This window comes from Sporosarcina sp. FSL K6-1522 (genome assembly GCF_038622445.1).
Lineage (GTDB): Bacteria > Bacillota > Bacilli > Bacillales_A > Planococcaceae > Sporosarcina.
Map to the genome: position 1 here is coordinate 349,050 of NZ_CP152019.1, position 17,276 is coordinate 366,325.

General features: G+C 40.8%; 15 protein-coding genes. 5 read left to right on the plus strand and 10 right to left on the minus strand.

From position 1 onward, the window contains the following. Positions 1-50: 50 nt before the first annotated feature. The 4 genes from MKY34_RS01680 to MKY34_RS01695 form a co-directional block, all read right to left on the minus strand. Positions 51-773 (minus strand): amino acid ABC transporter ATP-binding protein, encoded by a 723-nt coding sequence (locus tag MKY34_RS01680; RefSeq protein WP_342513529.1) that lies wholly within the window; start codon positions 771-773, stop codon positions 51-53. Further along, the gene (locus tag MKY34_RS01685; RefSeq protein WP_342513530.1) at positions 770-1,423 is read right to left on the minus strand and encodes an amino acid ABC transporter permease; all 654 of its coding nucleotides are present in this window, start codon (positions 1,421-1,423) and stop codon (positions 770-772) included. The genes MKY34_RS01680 and MKY34_RS01685 overlap by 4 nt, the downstream gene beginning before the upstream one ends. Before the next feature lie 42 nt (positions 1,424-1,465). Next, positions 1,466-2,236, minus strand: coding sequence for a transporter substrate-binding domain-containing protein (locus MKY34_RS01690; RefSeq protein ID WP_342513531.1), 771 nt, complete (start codon positions 2,234-2,236; stop codon positions 1,466-1,468). Positions 2,237-2,448: 212 nt separating this feature from the next. After that, on the minus strand, positions 2,449-3,183 hold the full coding sequence (locus MKY34_RS01695; RefSeq protein ID WP_342515163.1) for a GntR family transcriptional regulator: 735 nt from the start codon (positions 3,181-3,183) through the stop codon (positions 2,449-2,451). 298 nt (positions 3,184-3,481) lie between these two features. On the opposite strand from MKY34_RS01695, the gene MKY34_RS01700 reads away from it, so the two are divergent. The 4 genes from MKY34_RS01700 to MKY34_RS01715 all read left to right on the plus strand — a co-directional run bounded on the left by MKY34_RS01700 (position 3,482) and on the right by MKY34_RS01715 (position 7,351). Continuing rightward, positions 3,482-4,264, plus strand: coding sequence for a transporter substrate-binding domain-containing protein (locus tag MKY34_RS01700; RefSeq protein ID WP_342513532.1), 783 nt, complete (start codon positions 3,482-3,484; stop codon positions 4,262-4,264). Positions 4,265-4,298: 34 nt separating this feature from the next. After that, positions 4,299-5,360, plus strand: coding sequence for an Ldh family oxidoreductase (locus MKY34_RS01705; RefSeq protein WP_342513533.1), 1,062 nt, complete (start codon positions 4,299-4,301; stop codon positions 5,358-5,360). A 283-nt stretch (positions 5,361-5,643) separates the two neighbouring features. Then, complete coding sequence (locus MKY34_RS01710) at positions 5,644-5,784, plus strand: hypothetical protein (RefSeq protein ID WP_342513534.1); 141 nt, start codon at positions 5,644-5,646, stop codon at positions 5,782-5,784. 199 nt (positions 5,785-5,983) lie between these two features. Further along, a complete protein-coding gene (locus tag MKY34_RS01715) occupies positions 5,984-7,351 on the plus strand; it encodes an FAD-dependent oxidoreductase (protein WP_342513535.1) in 1,368 nt (455 codons plus the stop codon). Positions 7,352-7,490: 139 nt separating this feature from the next. Here MKY34_RS01715 and MKY34_RS01720 read toward each other — a convergent pair whose 3' ends face one another. The 3 genes from MKY34_RS01720 to MKY34_RS01730 all read right to left on the minus strand — a co-directional run bounded on the left by MKY34_RS01720 (position 7,491) and on the right by MKY34_RS01730 (position 13,409). After that, positions 7,491-10,556: an ATP-binding protein gene (locus MKY34_RS01720; protein WP_342513536.1), complete on the minus strand. Its 3,066-nt coding sequence runs from the start codon at positions 10,554-10,556 to the stop codon at positions 7,491-7,493. A gap of 641 nt (positions 10,557-11,197) precedes the next feature. Then, complete coding sequence (locus MKY34_RS01725; protein ID WP_342513537.1) at positions 11,198-12,175, minus strand: ring-cleaving dioxygenase; 978 nt, start codon at positions 12,173-12,175, stop codon at positions 11,198-11,200. A 319-nt stretch (positions 12,176-12,494) separates the two neighbouring features. Beyond that, on the minus strand, positions 12,495-13,409 hold the full coding sequence (locus tag MKY34_RS01730) for a LysR family transcriptional regulator (RefSeq protein ID WP_342513538.1): 915 nt from the start codon (positions 13,407-13,409) through the stop codon (positions 12,495-12,497). A gap of 133 nt (positions 13,410-13,542) precedes the next feature. Between MKY34_RS01730 and MKY34_RS01735 the strand changes: the two genes are divergently transcribed. Beyond that, positions 13,543-14,082, plus strand: a complete 540-nt coding sequence (locus tag MKY34_RS01735; protein ID WP_342513539.1) for a flavodoxin family protein — start codon at positions 13,543-13,545, stop codon at positions 14,080-14,082. A 323-nt stretch (positions 14,083-14,405) separates the two neighbouring features. Here MKY34_RS01735 and MKY34_RS01740 read toward each other — a convergent pair whose 3' ends face one another. Genes MKY34_RS01740 through MKY34_RS01750 form a run of 3 tightly spaced genes read right to left on the minus strand, consistent with a single transcriptional unit; the run spans position 14,406 to position 17,265 of the window. Continuing rightward, the gene (locus MKY34_RS01740; RefSeq protein WP_342513540.1) at positions 14,406-15,113 is read right to left on the minus strand and encodes a lactate utilization protein C; all 708 of its coding nucleotides are present in this window, start codon (positions 15,111-15,113) and stop codon (positions 14,406-14,408) included. After that, complete coding sequence (locus tag MKY34_RS01745) at positions 15,110-16,534, minus strand: LutB/LldF family L-lactate oxidation iron-sulfur protein (RefSeq protein WP_342513541.1); 1,425 nt, start codon at positions 16,532-16,534, stop codon at positions 15,110-15,112. Before MKY34_RS01745 ends, MKY34_RS01740 begins: the two co-directional genes overlap by 4 nt. 5 nt (positions 16,535-16,539) lie before the next feature. After that, complete coding sequence (locus tag MKY34_RS01750; RefSeq protein ID WP_342513542.1) at positions 16,540-17,265, minus strand: (Fe-S)-binding protein; 726 nt, start codon at positions 17,263-17,265, stop codon at positions 16,540-16,542. Between the last annotated feature and the right edge of the window lie 11 nt (positions 17,266-17,276).

The window sequence follows — 17,276 nt, forward strand, 5'->3', positions numbered from 1 at the left end:
GAAAATAGTAGCCCTCGTTTAACATAAACAAAGGGCTATTTTCACTTACCTTATAATACTTTTGACAAAAAAGATTTTGTTCGCTCATGCGTTGGCTTTGTAAAGATATCTTCTGGCTTTCCTTCCTCAACAATAACGCCTCCATCGATATAAATGACACGGTCTGCGACCTCACGTGCAAAGCCCATCTCATGTGTAACGATGACCATTGTCATTCCTTCATTAGCCAGTTGCTTCATAACCCTTAACACTTCTCCAACCATTTCAGGATCGAGCGCGGAAGTTGGTTCGTCGAATAACATGACATGTGGCTCCATCGCTAACGCTCTTGCAATGGCGACCCTCTGCTGTTGACCTCCAGATAAATTTGCTGGATGTACCTTTGCTTTTTCAGCCAAGCCAACCTTGTCCAACAATTCCATCGCTTGTACTTCGGCATCCTGTTTCGTTTTCTTTTTTAACTTCATTGGTGCTAGCGTAATGTTATCAATAACCGTTTTTTGCGGAAAAAGATTGAATTGCTGAAAGACCATACCCATTTTCTGCCGAAGTTTATTAATATCTGAGCCTTTATCAACGATATTATTTCCCTCAATGACAATATCACCGGACGTCGGTTCTTCTAATAAATTGAGGCATCGCAAGAATGTACTCTTTCCAGAACCAGAGGAACCAATGATACAGACAACTTCTTTGGGTTCAATTGTCGTGCTAATTCCTTTTAGTACCTCTAATTCTCCGAAGGACTTTGTCAGGTTCTTCACTGTAATCATGTAATGACAAACCTCCGTTCCATTCGAGTAGAAATTAGCGAAACTGAGTAGATGGTAATGAAGTAGAATACTGCAACCACCGACAAGATTTCAAATGATCTAAAATTCATAGCATAAATCGATTGCCCTACCATCGTCAATTCCGCAATTCCAATAACAGACAGCATTGAAGTGTCTTTAATAGCATGCGTCAACTGGTTAACAAACGAAGGAATCATTCGACGCACTGCTTGTGGCAAAATGATTAAACGCATCGTTTGGGCATACGAAAAACCAAGTGATCGTCCTGCTTCCATTTGTCCTTTGCCAATCGATTCAATGCCACCGCGTAGAATTTCGGTCATATACGCCCCTATATTCAAACTAATAGCGATTAGTCCTGCAGTAAAGGCAGAAAGACTTATATCTAAAACCGTCGGTACACCGAAGTAGATGAATAAAATCTGAATCAGTATTGGTGTTCCCCGAATAATATTGACGTAAATTGCTGCTGGATATCTTAAAATCGCGTACTTTGACATGCGCATAAAACATGCTACCAAACCGATGACAAGTGAGATCAGTATCGAGATTACAGAAATACACACGGTCATATATAAGCCTTGTAAAAGATAAGGCATGGCATCTTTTATAACTTGAATCGTCTCCAATTTCTCCACCTCTATTCGACATTTTTAAATAGCTAAAAGTAATTATTCACCAAACCACTGTAAATGGATTTTATCGTATTCTCCGTTTTCACGAATCTCTGCCAAACCTGTATTTAGTTTCTTTAGTAGTTCTTCATTGCCCTTTTTAACAGCGAAAGCATGTTCATCTTCCGTCAAATAGTCCCCAACAATTCGGAATTTCACATTATCTCCATCAACGGATAATCGATAATCAACAGTTGGTGAATTAAGTACCAAGGCATCCGCACTTCCATTCTCCACATCTAAGTACAATGCATCCGTTTCTTTCAAAGGCTTTGCTGTTCCACCATATTGCTCAGCCAGTTCTTGTGCCTTTTCATAAGTTGTCGAACCTTGCGTAGCAACAATTGTTTTCCCCGTTAAATCATCTAGTGATTGAATTGAACTATCATTCGCAACAACGACAACAAGTCCAGAAGTCAAAAATATATCTGTGAAGTCCACTACTTCCCGACGCTCATCACGAATGACTAGCGAAGATGCTATATCTACCTGATTGGACTGCAAGCCAGGAATAAACCCATCAAATTTCATTTCCTTAAATTCTAGCGCTAAGTCTTCTTCCCCTGAAATCGCTTTCAATATATCATACTCAAAACCTGTAAGTTCCCCGTCTTTTTTAAAAATTAATGGTGGGTAGTTATTTAATGCTGCAACGCTTGCTTTAGTTGTCGCTGTAGCATCTTTTTCACTATCGCCACACCCCATAAGAAAAATTGTCAGAAGCCCCATCATCCCAAACGCCATTAGCACTTTCTTAAATGTAAACATTTTTTCTCCCCCTTTGCCTTTTACTCTCCACCAGAAAACACTTGTGCATATTTTCCGACGAGAGTGAATAGATACATATTAAATGATAGGGTTATAGATTGTCAACAACATATGATACTAAGTATTAATAATCATAGTTGTAATCTATCATTCACTTATTCACTAACTACCTAGTCCATTGATTTTCAGAAGAAGAAAACCTTTGTCATTTTCTAAGACAAAGGTTTTTCAAGTTCATATTGATAATGTGAATAGTATTTCCAGTTATCCGTGTTGATATAAAAAATGTTCACTTCTACAGGCATTTCCTCTTCTGTGTAGGACAATCGAGTTCCTTTTAATACTGCAGAATCGCTTGCAATCTGCAAGGCACCTGCAATATAAGGGTCTACGATGACTGCTTCGATTTCATCCTCTACCTCAGAAAATTCTATTCCGACCTTCTCTTTCAACAGCTTTTGAACAGAGGAAAATGCTTCATCCTCTTCGTAAGCCTCAATTGGAATTATCGGACGAATATAATGCTCCAAATAAAACATCGGTTGATTATTTAAATACCTAATCCGCTTTAAATAAATTAACTCTTCATTTTCATTTACTTGAAGAAGATTAGCGTAATGTGGGGATACCACTTTTTTTATCTCTATCGTCCGGACAGATATCTTTTCCCAATCCATTGAATATTGATTGCGAAAACCAGACATACTTGTCCACGATTCTTTAGGCTGCCGATTGGCTACAAAGGAACCTTTTCCTTGTACTCTATAAATATACCCATCATTTTCAAGTTGCTTTAATGCTTGTCTTACTGGCGTTCTACTTACTTTAAACATCTTCTCTAGCTCAATTTCTGAAGGTAAAAGATCCCCAATGTGATGAATTCCATCTAGGATTTTCTGCCGAATTGTATCATGAATGATTTGATACGCAGGTTTTGTCGTATGGATGGCTCCTCCACCCCTCTCATGTTTAAAATTATAGTAACTTTAAATACGCTTAATTACAACAACGCATGATACTAAAAATTCTCACACTTGCATTATAACATAAATTAACACTTAGTATTATAAGTTGTTGACAACTCGTTTCTTTATGAGCTACGATAATCCACATGATAATTATCTGAAAAAACTGACTAAATGATCATTATTCATTGCTGCTACATGACTCGGAGGCTGAAAGGAGGTGGTCTATGCGTAAGACAATTAGCATTACTTATAAAAATTCAAGGAAATGGGGATGGATATGAAAAAAAGTACTTTGTTTATTACGACAATCTGTGTGCTACTAGTGATTCTTTCTGGCTGTGGGGATAATTCTACACATACGAGTGAAAAATCAAATACTGAAAATCCAACGACAGTGGCCGTCGCTGTTCTTAATAACTATCCTCCCCTTATTTACAAAGATCAAGGGCAATTAAGTGGGATGGATTATGACATACTCAACGCAATTGCAAAACATGAGAATCTTGCTCTTGAGTATAAGGAAATGAAGTTTGATGGTTTCTTCGCTGCTTTACAAGCCCGTCAGGCAGATGTAGCGGCAAGTGGAATTACGATTACAGATGAGCGCAAAGAAATCGTTGACTTTACAGATGTTTATTACGAATCTGGTCTTGTACTTGTAACCAGAAATGATAGTTCGATTGAAACATTTGAAGACTTAAAAGACAAAACAATCGTCGCAACGAACGGCTCTACGACACATGAAATGGCGAAAGAAGTTGCTGCACAGTATGATGCAAAATCCAAAGCTCTTAAAGAAACAGATACCGTTTATTTAGACGTCGAAAATGGCTATTCGGATGCACTCATCATGAACCGACCGCCGCTATTATACAAAATGAAAGTAAGCGGAGATAACAATAAACTTAAAATTGTTGGAGAAAATCTCACGATTGATCGTTATGCCTATGCAGTTTCCAAAGATAAACCCGAGCTCAAAGAAAAATTAAATAGCGGACTACAAAAGATTAAAATTAGCGGAGAATATGATGAAATTGTTGATAAATGGTTAAGTGAATAATTTTATGAACACTAGTCTATTAGGGGGGATTTTCATGAGAACAATCAATCCAGTAAATCATAAAAAACTAATCATAGATGTGCTAACAATGGCAGGACTTACAACCGAACAAGCAGTGACTGCGAGTACAGTCATGGCATATGCTGATCAGCGAGGCATTGATTCACATGGGATGATTTTATTGAACACCTACGTAGAAAGAATTGAAAAGCAGATTATAAAGAAAAAACCTTCATATACATGGGAATTAAACAAAGGGGTCATTGCTTTATTAGATGGTGATCTAGGTATGGGCCATTATATTGGTGACATCGCCATGAAGAAAGCGATTCAATTGGCGAAAGAACATACAATTGGTTTAGTATTCGTAAAAAACACATCTCATTACGGTGCATCTGGTTATTATACAGAGCTGGCTGCAAAGGAAGATATGATAGGTTTTAGTACAACTAATACTTTGCCATTAATGGCACCTACCGGCGGAGCTGAACGTGTTTTAGGAAATAATCCAATTTCATTTTCAATTCCACGTGAAGCAGAAAACCCAATCATTTTGGATATTGCATCCTCAGTGGTGGCTGCAGGAAAATTAATGGTAGCAGAACAAAAGAAGCAAGAAATCCCACTCGACTGGGCGTTAGACATTGACGGAAATCCTACAACCGATCCTTACGCTGGATTTAAGGGAGGTGGCTCTTTAATCCCATTAGGTAACCATAAGGGATATGGATTATCTTTAATTATGGATGTTCTAGCAGGCATACTAACAGGCGCTGGATATGGAAAAAATGTAGGCCATTCAGATATTGGTTTCGTCATGATGGCCATCAACACTTCCGCTGTTATGGACAAGAATAAGTACAATACAAGATTGAATGATTTAACTGGAATGGTCAAAGACTCAAAAAAAGCAAAAGGAACAGATAACATTTACCTTCCAGGTGAAATCGAATATCTTAATCAAAAAACACGCCTCGCGCAAGGAATACCTGTCAATAAGAACCTATACACGGAATTAGAAAAATTAACAGCCAAGCTTGGCCTGAATATGAATGATTACTTTACTGTTCAACAAATGGACAGTTCGATCGTTTAAATAATTTCAATCTATTAATACTAGAATTATTCGAGGTCATATGTAATCTCTAGCATTCGTTTTTCTATCTTCACTATTTTTGTGGACGAGTGCTTGTCACCGTTGCTTTTTGAGTATGGATTCTCCTAGGAGTCCGTGCGCAGGTTTTCATAGTGTTGTGGTAACAGGCACTCGAACGTTCACTTTCCTGGAACAATCTCCCTCCAACAATCAGCTCACTGTACAACGTATAATCCCATCCATAACGAACACAATATGCGTAAATAAGAAAGGTGGATTCGATATGTCACTTGATAAAGCTGAAATAGCGGATTTGAACAACGAACAATTAGCGGCGTTAACGGTTCTGGAGGATAAATTAGGGGTCACTTTAGTCGCTTATGAAAATGCTTCAGGTTCTACCAACACAACTCCCATTCAGTAATAGCATCCTTCAAAAGATACTTAGTTCTGAAAAAACACCGGATTATTTCAGAACTAAGTATCTGCATTCTTCCCCCATTTCCACGTTGCAACAGCGCACCTTTCATTCCACTCAAATTAAGACCTCTAACCACGCAAACAGAATTTTTCCGTTTACACCCTCACCAACAGGGTAATAGATAAACAAGGTGGGTGAAGTTATGAAACAGTTTGATGCAATTATTATCGGATTTGGTAAAGGTGGAAAGACGCTAGCGGCGACACTGGCTAAGAACGGACAGCGTGTGGCGATGATTGAGAAGTCAGCGGATATGTATGGTGGGACTTGCATTAACATTGCATGCATTCCAACAAAATCACTCGTTCATCAATCCAATGAGCGTAGACTTTCTAGCGATTCAAAAGAAGACTTTTATCAGCATGCCATTGAGCAAAAGGATGCGTTAACCTCATTGTTACGTGATAAGAATTTTCATATGCTTGATGATTTAGAAGGCGTCACGGTTTTTACCGGGGCAGCGACCTTTTTAGATGATGAACATATTCAAGTGAAGACGGATAAAGGGACATTCGAGTTATCAGCAGATAAGTTCTTCATCAATACAGGTTCTTCACCGATTACTCCAGCCTTTGAAGGCTTGGCAGATGCGGAATTTGTGTATAACTCAACGACATTACAGCAACTAGATCAGCTTCCTAAAAAGCTAATCATTATCGGCGGAGGCTATATTGGTTTGGAGTTCGCTTCGATTTATGCGAATTTCGGTTCTGAGGTGACGGTGATTGACAGTTCTGCTGTGTTTTTACGTAATGAAGATCGGGATATTGCGGAAGCAGTGAAGAAAGTACTTGAAGCGAAAAACATCACATTTGTCGTCGATAGTAAGGTGCAATCTATTGCCAATCGGGATGGTGGTGTGGTTGTTGCCTATCAATCAGGGGATTCCCAACAGGCGGAAGTGTCTGGAGATGCATTGTTGTTGGCTACTGGGAGAAAGCCGAATACAGAAGGCCTTGGACTCGAAAACACATCCATCGAGGTGAATGACCGAAGGGCTATTGTGGTGGATGATTTATTGAAAACGACTGCTGCTAATATCTGGGCGTTAGGTGACGTCAATGGGGGACCTCAGTTCACGTATATTTCGTTGGATGATTTCCGGATTGTGAAGAATCAGCTGTATGGAGATGGCAGTTATACACGGAAAGCGCGTAGCCATGTGCCTTATTCTGTATTTATTGACCCTGTTTTATCACAGGTGGGGCTGAATGAAAAAATGGCGAAAGAACAAGGGATTGCCTACAAAGTGGTAACATTGCCGGCAGCCGCCATTCCACGTGCCCGTATTGCTCAACAAACGGAGGGACTGTTAAAAGCACTTATCGATCCTGACACCGATGCGATTTTGGGTTGTACGCTATTTTGTGCCGAGTCGAGTGAAATGATTAATGTTGTTCGTGTGGCCATGGAAGTGAAATTGCCGTATACCTTTTTACGGGATACGATTTTCACCCACCCTACGATGAGCGAAGCCCTGAATGATTTGTTTGCAAAAGCCGATGAATAGAAACAAGACCTCTCACATGTTCAATAAACGCGTGAAAGGTCTTTTCATTATTCTTTTGTAATTCTCACCGTATCAATTGGACGTACCATTTTTTCTATATTCAAGTGTGATAAACATACCTGAATGAGGTGTGATTTTCTTAAACCGGCACACGAAACGACACAGTCGTCCCCACTCCCGGTGCACTATTAATCTGTAAACCTTGTCCATAGTGTCGTTTTAAGCGAAGGTTGGTGTTCACTAAGCCAATGCCCGATTGCGCATGCTTCCCTTTTTCCAATCGTTCTTTGACAAACGCCTCTTCCATTCCGACGCCGTCATCTTCTACTACAATTTCGATATAGGCCCCTTTTTTAACAACGCGAACAAGTAACTTTCCACCCTCAATCCGTTTCATTAAACCGTGATGAATTGCATTTTCCACCAATGGTTGAATCGTTAGCGCGGGAAGCACCACATTCAAATCGTTATCAATCTCCCATATAACATGGAGTCGATCTTGAAAACGTTCTTTCTCGATAAGCAAATAATCTTTAACCAGCGCAATCTCTTCCTCAATAGGAGACAGCATATTGAGGTTGTCAAATTGGAACTTTCGTCGCAATAAATGACTAAATGCCTCTAACACTTTGTGCATTCTCCCCATGTCAATCTCGCTGAGTGCCATAATCGTATTCAGCGCGTTAAATAAAAAATGCGGTTGAATTTGGGCTTGAAGCCAAGCGGATTCCATACGTACTTTTTCATGCATGGACTGTTTAACACTTGTCAAGGCGCGAACTCTTGACTTGAATTCCAATGCATCTACAGGTTTTGTGACATAATCATTCGCCCCTGCTAAAAAGCCATTTTCAATATCAGTAGGCTGGCTTCTTGCCGTCAGTAACAAGATGGGGAGTTCTGTTAATGAAAAACGTTGACGTATTCTCTTTGTTAAATCATAGCCCGACATTTGCGGCATCATTACATCTGAAATGACCAAGTCCCACTCTTTGACATCCAATAAAGCAAGTGCTGCTTCACCACTTAAAACAGTTGCGATTGTATAGTCTTCTTCAGAAAACATCGTTTCAATCACTTGTAAATTCACCGGATCATCGTCAACAACGAGTACTCGAAGGCGCTCAAAAGTATGTTTCAATGGTACTTCGACTGTAAAGTCTGAGTGATTGTCATCTTGAAGTATGGAAGACTTCAATGGACTTGGGATGGCTATTTCTTCTGCCGATCCATCCGCTAAAGGTAAAGCGAAGCTAAACGTTGAGCCTTCTCCTAAAACCGAGTGAGCTTGCAAAATCCCTCCGTGTAATTCAACTAGTTTTCGGCTAATATTTAGCCCTAGCCCGAATCCTCCTCCATCTCCATTATGTACTTGTGTATAAGGATCAAAAATTGTACGAAGCGCTTCTTCTCCCATCCCATTGCCTGTATCTGTAATCTCAATTTGTGCTTTTTCTACTTGTATAGAAACCTGAATTGTAATTTCGCCATGATTGGTAAATTTAATCGCATTATGCAATAAATTAAATACAATTTGAATCAATCGCTTTTCATCAGCCATGACGAGTGGGAAATCGGCAGGAATTTCATTGACAACTCGGACTGGTTTTCCCGCCACCATATATTCAAGCATATCCACAACGCCTACCGTCACAGCTTGCAGTGAACAAGGATGTAACTGAAGTTGTGGTTTTCCTTCTTGTAAATGCGTCATATCGAGTAATTCATCGACCATCCATGACATTCGGCGACTGATGGACAACACGGTTTCTAAATCTTTAGCACTTCTGCCTTGCAATGACAACTGTTCTCGTTCCAAAACCGCTTGTGAAATATTTAAAATGCTATGTAGCGGATTACGTAATTCATGTGACGTATTCGCAAGAAATTCGTCTTTTACTTTGTCGGCCTTTTGCAGTTCTGTTGCCAATTTCTGTGTTTCTATATTCATTTCATGATATTGCTTAAACCAAACTCCTGAAAAACAAATAACCGCAATCATCAGATCAAAAGGATAGTAAATGACTTTCAAACCAGTGGACATTGCATAAGACCACCAAGCAATATGACTCGCTATTGCAACACTCGAAAGTGCCAACCAAATGCTTCCTTTGTAATCCTTTCCCCCTAAAAGTAAGACGAGCGCTGTAATGACTGCTGATACTACGACATACGGTAAGCTAAATGTCGAAGCAAAGTCTAATGACTCTAGCGGCAATATCCAAACAGCTACAATCACACCTGCACTCATCGTTGTAAAAATAGGTAAAAACCAAGTAACCAACAACTGAATTTGCGGCTTCACGCATTGAACCATTGCCCAACCATAGACAACTAAAACGGTAAATGACAGTTTAAAGGAAACTGTATAATCCATCATAATATAGTGCAATAATACTTTCTCATCGCCACCCATGACGTTAGAGATCGCGCTTGCAATTAAAGCCAAAGCAAAATAAAGAAATCGACGATCCCGAATGCCAATGCTATATAAAATGAGCGCAAATAAAGCGTGAATAACAAGCATTCCCGCTGCAAGGACTTGTAGAAGTGTAGATAGCTTCGAAGCCTCTACAATATCCTCTTCATAGCCAAATGTCAGTGAACGAACGAGTCCACTCGAACGCGGGTCTTCAAAGTTTGTCGCTTGTAAAACAATTTCAATAACCCCATCGGCATCAGCTCGAATAGATGAAGACAAATAAGGTACATTAAATGCATGCGCCTCTTTTTTATTGTCTGCAACTTTCCCGGATTCTCCTGAATCGAGTCCATTAATATATAAGGCAGATGAGCTGCGAACACTCGGCACTTGCAACCCATACGTTTGGTTTTGGTCAGTGTCTACTAAAATACGGAGTCGGTAAGAACCATATCCGTACGGACTTCCATCATCAGGATTCAATGTTTCAGACCAATCTCCCGGCACGTTAATATATCGGTTCTTTCGCCCCTCTTTTTTTGTCGATTCACTCGTAATATTTTCATAAGGATAAAACGCCCACTCTCCATCAAGTGAAATGGTGTGTCCATCTGAAAACTCCCACTCTCGTAAATCGAGTTCCCCATTTTCAATGATTGGTTGTTCACCTGTTTCGTTAAATGTTTCAATCCACTGTAATCGAAAACCTGTCAGGATGAGCGCAAATAAAAGTACAATAACTGCCATTGTCCATAGACGGCGTTTGTTTTGATATGTTGCCAATCAGCTTCGCCTCCTTTTCTATCAATTACGCCTCGGCGTAATTGCGTCCTGATTTTTTTTGAGCTCGGGGCCTACAGGATGTAGGTCATGCAGGCGTTGCGACAGGACGTCGCGCACTTAGACTGCCTTCTTAGCTCCTCTAAAAAAATCTGTGACATCCGCCGGAGGCTTGGGCCAACAGGATGTTGGTCATGCAGGCGTTGCCAATCGAACTGTGAAGGGTTCGATTGGCCGTATTTCTGCGCTTTTTTGCAGAAATTAAGGCACGGCTCTTTGGACGTGGCGACCTAAGCCTGCGTACCTCTATCGTTCAGCGAGCGTTTGAACACCCACTGAACAGAAAAACAAAACCGCATTCATCACATCACTCATCGAGGTGGGAGTTTTCTGTAGCCGACGCTTCGCTTTCAGTACAAAAAGATTTGCTGAATGAAGATATATTTTTCAACCGTAGAAGTTTAGTAAGCACCTGTGTAACTACTCGAAAAGTATCCTCTTATCTTTCTTTTATCGTATCACAGCTACTGGTAGCTAACATCGTTATAATTCGTACATCAAAGCCTTTGTAGCCAATTTGGCCTTGTCCCCCATAACGTAAAAGACCTCCCACACGTCAAACAAACGCATGAAAGGTCTCATTATTATTCTTTCATAAATTCCTTCGTGCTTCTCACCGTATCAATCGGGCGCACTAATTTTTCAATCTGTTCGCGTTTCGGTTCCAAAAATGGTGGTAACGATAGTTTTTCGCCAAGTGTTTCGTATGGTTCATCGCCCATGAATCCTGGGCCATCTGTTGCAAATTCGAATAGGATGCCCGGTGCCATTCTTGAATACAATGATTCGAAGAAGAAGCGATCGACATAGCCTGATGTACGTAGGCCAAAGCTTTCGATGCGTTCTGTCCATTCGTCGAGCACGGCACGGTCTTCCACACGGAATGCAGCGTGGTGAACAGTACCATAACCTTGTCGACCTGGAGGGAGCACCGTGTTTTTCTCAACGATGACTTGTGCACCATTTCCACCTTCTCCTACTTCGAATAAATGAAGGTCTCCTTCTTGGGCGATTTCTTTGAATAATAAAACCTTCTCCAATACTTCTTTCATATAATCAAATTCAGCGATCCGAATATGAATCGGCCCGAGTCCAGTAATAGCGTACTCCAATGGAACTGGTCCTTTTTGCCACGGTGTACCCGATGCAATGCCTTTGTTGTTTTCATCTGAAATCATTTGGTATTGCTGGTCATCAAAATCAACGAATGATAGTACTTTGACACCAAACTGCTCTTGAATACCGTCATGCTTAACATCTAATCGATCAAAGCGTTTAACCCAATAATCTAATGCAGCGTCCGTTGGAACACGGAAAGCGGTTTTGTAGATTTCGTTTGTGCCATGCGTCCCTTTTGGAATGCCTGGGAAATCGAAGAATGTCATATCCGTCCCTGCGCCGCCCACGTCATCTGCAAAGAACAGGTGATACGTTTGAATGTCATCTTGGTTTACCGTTTTCTTTACTAATCGCATGCCCAATACATATGTGAAAAATTTGTAATTCTCTTCTGCGCTACTGGTAATCGCTGTTACGTGGTGCATACCTTTTAAATGATTCATCTTTATTCCTCCAATGTATGGTCAATTTGTGCTTATGGTTTTCAGTTTATACTTCAACGAAAATATATCTCGAATTCAAGATAATTTTATAGCAGATGTAGCTAAATGTCAATGTCTTTGATTGAGTATAGGTGAATGGGGGCAGGCGAGCAGCTGTCACCGTTGATTTTGCATCAATTACGCCCCGGCATAATTAACGCAAAATTTTTTCGAGCTTGCTCTCGTCCAGACTCCAAATGCCTGCCTCTCGGGACATGTCGATTTTAGTCGACCAACGCCTGTCGAGGCTAAACGGCATTCTTCACTTTTGAGCAAAAGACTAAACTTCATCAATACCAGCCTTCTTAGCCTTAAAGGTTTCATGGGTTAACTCTATTAAAGCTTGCAACGGGGGAGTCATCCATTTATCTTTATGCCATGCAATCTGGGTAAAAACAGGTGATAGGGTGTTTACCCATGCCAATTCCTTCATTTTTCCCAATCTAATGTCTTCCTCGACTGCCATTTCCGGAAGTACCGCAATTCCCAATCCCGCGATCACACACTGTTTGATGGCTTCTATGCTACCGAATTCAAATTTATTTTTTGGGTAGACTTCTACTGAACGGAAAGAATCTTCCAAAAGGGTGCGATAGGAACATCCTGATTCAGTAAGTAAAAATGTTTCTTTTTCAAGTTCTTTTGGACTAATCTCCGATTTCGCAAGTAAAAGATGATCTGGGGAAACAACCATTTTGATTTTCTCTTCTATAAGATACTCTATTCGTAATGTATCTCCAGGCTTCGATGTATCCATTATGAACGCAATATCCAGCAAACCCTCCTGCAGCTCTCTTCTGGCCATTTCGTCAGAATGTGCTGGTTTAAAGATGACCTTAACGTTAGGATATTGTTTTTTAAACTCCATGAGTATTGGTGGTAGCCGGTAAGTGCACTGACTTTCTTGAGCCCCAATAATAATGGTTCCCGAAAGTTCTTTATCTCCACCTACAGCCATCTTTGCCTCTTCATTTAGTTTTATCATTTTATCTGCGTATAATTGAAACTTTCGCCCGGCTTCTGTCAAAATTAGCCGCTTCCCTAAACGCTCAAACAACGGAGTTCCAAGTTCAGCTTCAAGTGATTTCATTTGGGCAGTTATACTCGATTGAGCAAAATTCAATATTTTAGCCGTTTGGGTAAAGTTCAGGGTTTCAGCAGCTACCTTAAAGGTAATCAGTTGTTTGTTCTCCAATTAATTCACCTTTCCTAAATCGCTTTTTTCGATTGATTCAATCGAAATAATCCGTTTTATTGATTTTCAATCTCATTATATAATATAAATTGTAGAATTACTAAATGACAACAATATGGAGGGATGATGAATCATGAGCATTGCAGTTCTTTACGGTGGAAACCGTCCAAACGGCAATACAGAGACGTTAACGAAGAAAGTCATTCAAGGATTAACCGTGGAAGAAATATATCTGAAGGATCATTTGATTGAACCTATAGTAGATAAGCGTCATACAAAGGAAGGGTTTCCGGAAATCGATGATGATTATAATTCCATTATTGATCGTATTCTTCAACATGACATTCTTATTTTTTCTACGCCGATTTATTGGTATAGCATGACGGGAACAATGAAAAACTTTGTTGATCGATGGTCTCAGACATTGAGAGACTCAAAATACCCAGATTTTAAAAAACAAATGTCCCCAAAAAGAGCATATGTAATTGCGGTGGGTGGAGATAATCCCTACATGAAAGGTTTACCAATGATCCAGCAGTTCCAACATATTTTTGATTTTATAGGGATAAGTTTTGATGGATATATCATTGGTGAAGGAAACAAACCTGATGAGATTGCTCAAGATAAGGAAGCATTATTTGCAGCCGAACAACTTCGAAAAAAATTACAATAACCCTTCAAGCCGGATTGGATATAATGAAGATAATAAACACCTGGTTCTGAAAACAATACGGAATGTTTTCAAAACCAGGTGTCTATATTTCTTATTGAACCTTCAATAAGCGGGACGCGAAATAGTTTGTTTCCATGATTAAATAGCTGTTATCATACTGCTCGCTAATAAGCAATATGTTGAATCATTGCATATTTTTATATGAGTTCACCTAGGAGTCTATACTCGAGTTTTATAGTGTTGTGGTAACAGGCACTCGGATGTTCTTATCACATACTCCCCATTTTCTATTAATAAAACAGAAAATGAGCGTTTTTCATTCGTCAATCATCCACAACAATATAAGTTGCTTCTACCGGTCCATGTACACCAACAATCAGGCTCATTTCAATATCCGCACTGTTACTTGGGCCGGATATAAAACTGACGCACGATGATACGGCTTGCCCACGTTGGTTAGCTTCGTGGATTTGTTTGACGGCTTGTGTCATGCGTGGAACGAGTGTGCTTTTGGGTATTATAGCGACGTGTACTCTCGGTAATAGACTGATGGAACGACCGTTGTCTTTGTCGTTAAACAACGTCAATGTGCCGGATTCTGCGAGTGTAATGTCGCTGAATGTGATACCGATGTCGGCTTGTTCTGCGAAGACCTGGTTTTCTTTCCCGATTGCCGAATCCCAGAGTCGTACGTCGACGCCATCGTTCTGCAGTTCCTCATAAATAACATCGACACCAAAGTCCTTGTTCCGATGATTGTTTGCAGCAATCACTTTCTTCCCATCATGCGCTTCGATGACTGCTTTAAGTATTGTGGACAGTCCTGCTCGATCTGTCCGCTTACATTTCGTATGAATAACTGCACATTGTTTTTCAAAGACGTCGACTAATTCATCTTGTGAGTAGTTCTTGTAGACGTCCCACTGCGGGGTCAGGCTCCATTTGGGACGCTCGACACCTTCTGTCAGTCGTGGTCTTCCTAGGCTGTTGGCGAGTTTATTTAAAAAGGCTTCCCGATTTTGAATGCTCATTGTGGCTTCTCTCCTTTTCGATGTTCTTTAAACCAAGATCGAAAAGTTTGTTTGCTTGGTGCAGGAAAATCCCGTTGTGCCGTCCATTGTTTTAAAGGACCCGGCCCTGTTGATAAAGTTTCGTCTTTTGTCCATGGCTTAAATGCCGTTCGCGCTAGTGCTGTGCTCATTTTGTATGCGGCCGGATGTGTGGACCATTTCACAAATCCATCCATCGCTACTTTTTCAATTGTTGATGAAATTTTTTGTTCGACCATGATTTCACGGTGGCGAATCAGTTGTTTATGCAATGGAATTTTGACCGGGCAAACATCTGTACATGCAGCACATAGCGTAGAAGCGTGTGGCAGTTCTTTATGTTTTTCATAACCATCGAGTAATGGCGTCAGTACCGCCCCGATTGGCCCTGGATAAATGGAGCCATATGCATGACCACCAATGTGACGGTAAACCGGACAAACGTTAATACAAGCCGCGCAGCGAATACAGTGTAAGGCCGATTGAAATTCCGTTCCTAAAATTTTGGACCGACCATTATCTACAATAACCAAATGATATTCTTCAGGACCATCGACTTCTCCTGCTAAACGCGTGCCCGTAATGGAGGTGACATAGCTCGTTAGCTTTTGCCCAACCGCCGCTCTTGTCAATAAGCTCACTAGAACATCTAACTCTTCCCATGTAGGCACAATGCGTTCCATTCCCATGACTGAAATTTGCGTCTCAGGCAAGGTTGTCGATAGGCGAGCATTTCCTTCATTCGTAACGAATGTTACAGCACCTGATTCTGCGACGGCAAAGTTACAGCCGGTTATCCCAACATCTGCTGACAAAAAGTCTTTCCGCAGTTGCTCGCGGGCGAATAATGCCAGTTCTTCTGGAGCGTTCGATTTGTCGTAACCTCGTGTTTCTGTAAAGGTTTCTTTGATTTGATCTTTATTTAAATGCAATGCAGGTGTGACAATATGAGAAGGGACGTCTCCGCTCAACTGCAAAATCCATTCCCCTAAGTCGGTTTCCACTACTTCCGCGCCGACTTCTTGCAAAGCTTTATTTAAACCGATTTCTTCGGTCACCATCGACTTGGCTTTTACGACTTTTTTGGCATTCTTTCGCTTGATGACTTCTTGAATATAGGCGTTCGCATCTTCGGCTGTTTCGGCAAAAAAGACCTGTCCCCCTCGTTTGGAGACGTTGTCACTTAATTGCTGTAAATAGTAATCAAGATGTTGCAGCGTATGCGTTCGGATTTCTTCTCCCAGCGAACGCCAATCTTCCCAGTTGCCTAATTCCTCTGCCGCATTCGCTCGCCGACTTCTAAATCGCCCTTGGGCAGAAGCAACGGAGTTTAGCATGAAATCGTTGTCGATACCATCTTGCACACGGTTTTCAAATGAACCCGTACCAATACGAATACTCATCTTCGTCACTCTCCCTCACAATGATTTAGAATTTCAGCGATGTGAATAACTTTTACGTTTCGTCCTTCTCTCGATAGGCGTCCACCGATGTTCATTAAACAAGCCATGTCTCCACCGACTAAATACTCCGCTTTCGTTTCCACAACATGATCCGCCTTTTCTTGTACCATTTGCCCCGAAATGACGGCGTTTTTAACGGAAAAAGTACCGCCAAAGCCGCAGCAATCTTCACCTTGTGGTAGATTGACAAGGTCAACACCTGCAATATTCTCCAATAATTGCTTAGGTGCATCCTTAACACCCAACAGCCGCGTCATATGACAAGATGGATGATAGGTTACTCTTCCCTTAAACGTAGAACCGACATCTCCCCGTCCTAGCACTTCCACAAGAAACTGTGTAAGTTCAAATGACTTGCGCGCGAGTTTCTTTGCTTCCTCTTCCCAGTCTGGATCTCCACGAAAAATCTCTTCATATTCGCGTAGCATCGCGACGCAAGACCCAGATGGTCCAACAACGTATTCTGAATCTCGAAATACCCTCATCATATGCTTCATCGTTTCTTTCGTCTTCTCGACATACCCACTGTTGTAAGAAGGTTGACCGCAACACGTTTGGGTATCTGGAAAATCAACTTCACACCCCACTCGTTCCAAGATTTCAACGGTGGCTTTGCCAACATTTGAAGCGAAAATATCTGCCATACAGGTAATGAATAACGAGACTTTCATTTTAGTCACCT

Bases quoted from the DNA above. Each gene is read 5' to 3' on its own strand.
- MKY34_RS01680 (WP_342513529.1), bottom strand. From the start codon at position 773: ATGATTACAGTGAAGAACCTGACAAAGTCCTTCGGAGAATTAGAGGTA.
- MKY34_RS01690 (WP_342513531.1), bottom strand. From the start codon at position 2,236: ATGTTTACATTTAAGAAAGTGCTAATGGCGTTTGGGATGATGGGGCTT.
- MKY34_RS01700 (WP_342513532.1), top strand. From the start codon at position 3,482: ATGAAAAAAAGTACTTTGTTTATTACGACAATCTGTGTGCTACTAGTG.
- MKY34_RS01705 (WP_342513533.1), top strand. From the start codon at position 4,299: ATGAGAACAATCAATCCAGTAAATCATAAAAAACTAATCATAGATGTG.
- MKY34_RS01710 (WP_342513534.1), top strand. From the start codon at position 5,644: ATGTCACTTGATAAAGCTGAAATAGCGGATTTGAACAACGAACAATTA.
- MKY34_RS01715 (WP_342513535.1), top strand. From the start codon at position 5,984: ATGAAACAGTTTGATGCAATTATTATCGGATTTGGTAAAGGTGGAAAG.
- MKY34_RS01725 (WP_342513537.1), bottom strand. From the start codon at position 12,175: ATGAATCATTTAAAAGGTATGCACCACGTAACAGCGATTACCAGTAGC.
- MKY34_RS01735 (WP_342513539.1), top strand. From the start codon at position 13,543: ATGAGCATTGCAGTTCTTTACGGTGGAAACCGTCCAAACGGCAATACA.
- MKY34_RS01740 (WP_342513540.1), bottom strand. From the start codon at position 15,113: ATGAGCATTCAAAATCGGGAAGCCTTTTTAAATAAACTCGCCAACAGC.
- MKY34_RS01745 (WP_342513541.1), bottom strand. From the start codon at position 16,534: ATGAGTATTCGTATTGGTACGGGTTCATTTGAAAACCGTGTGCAAGAT.
- MKY34_RS01750 (WP_342513542.1), bottom strand. From the start codon at position 17,265: ATGAAAGTCTCGTTATTCATTACCTGTATGGCAGATATTTTCGCTTCA.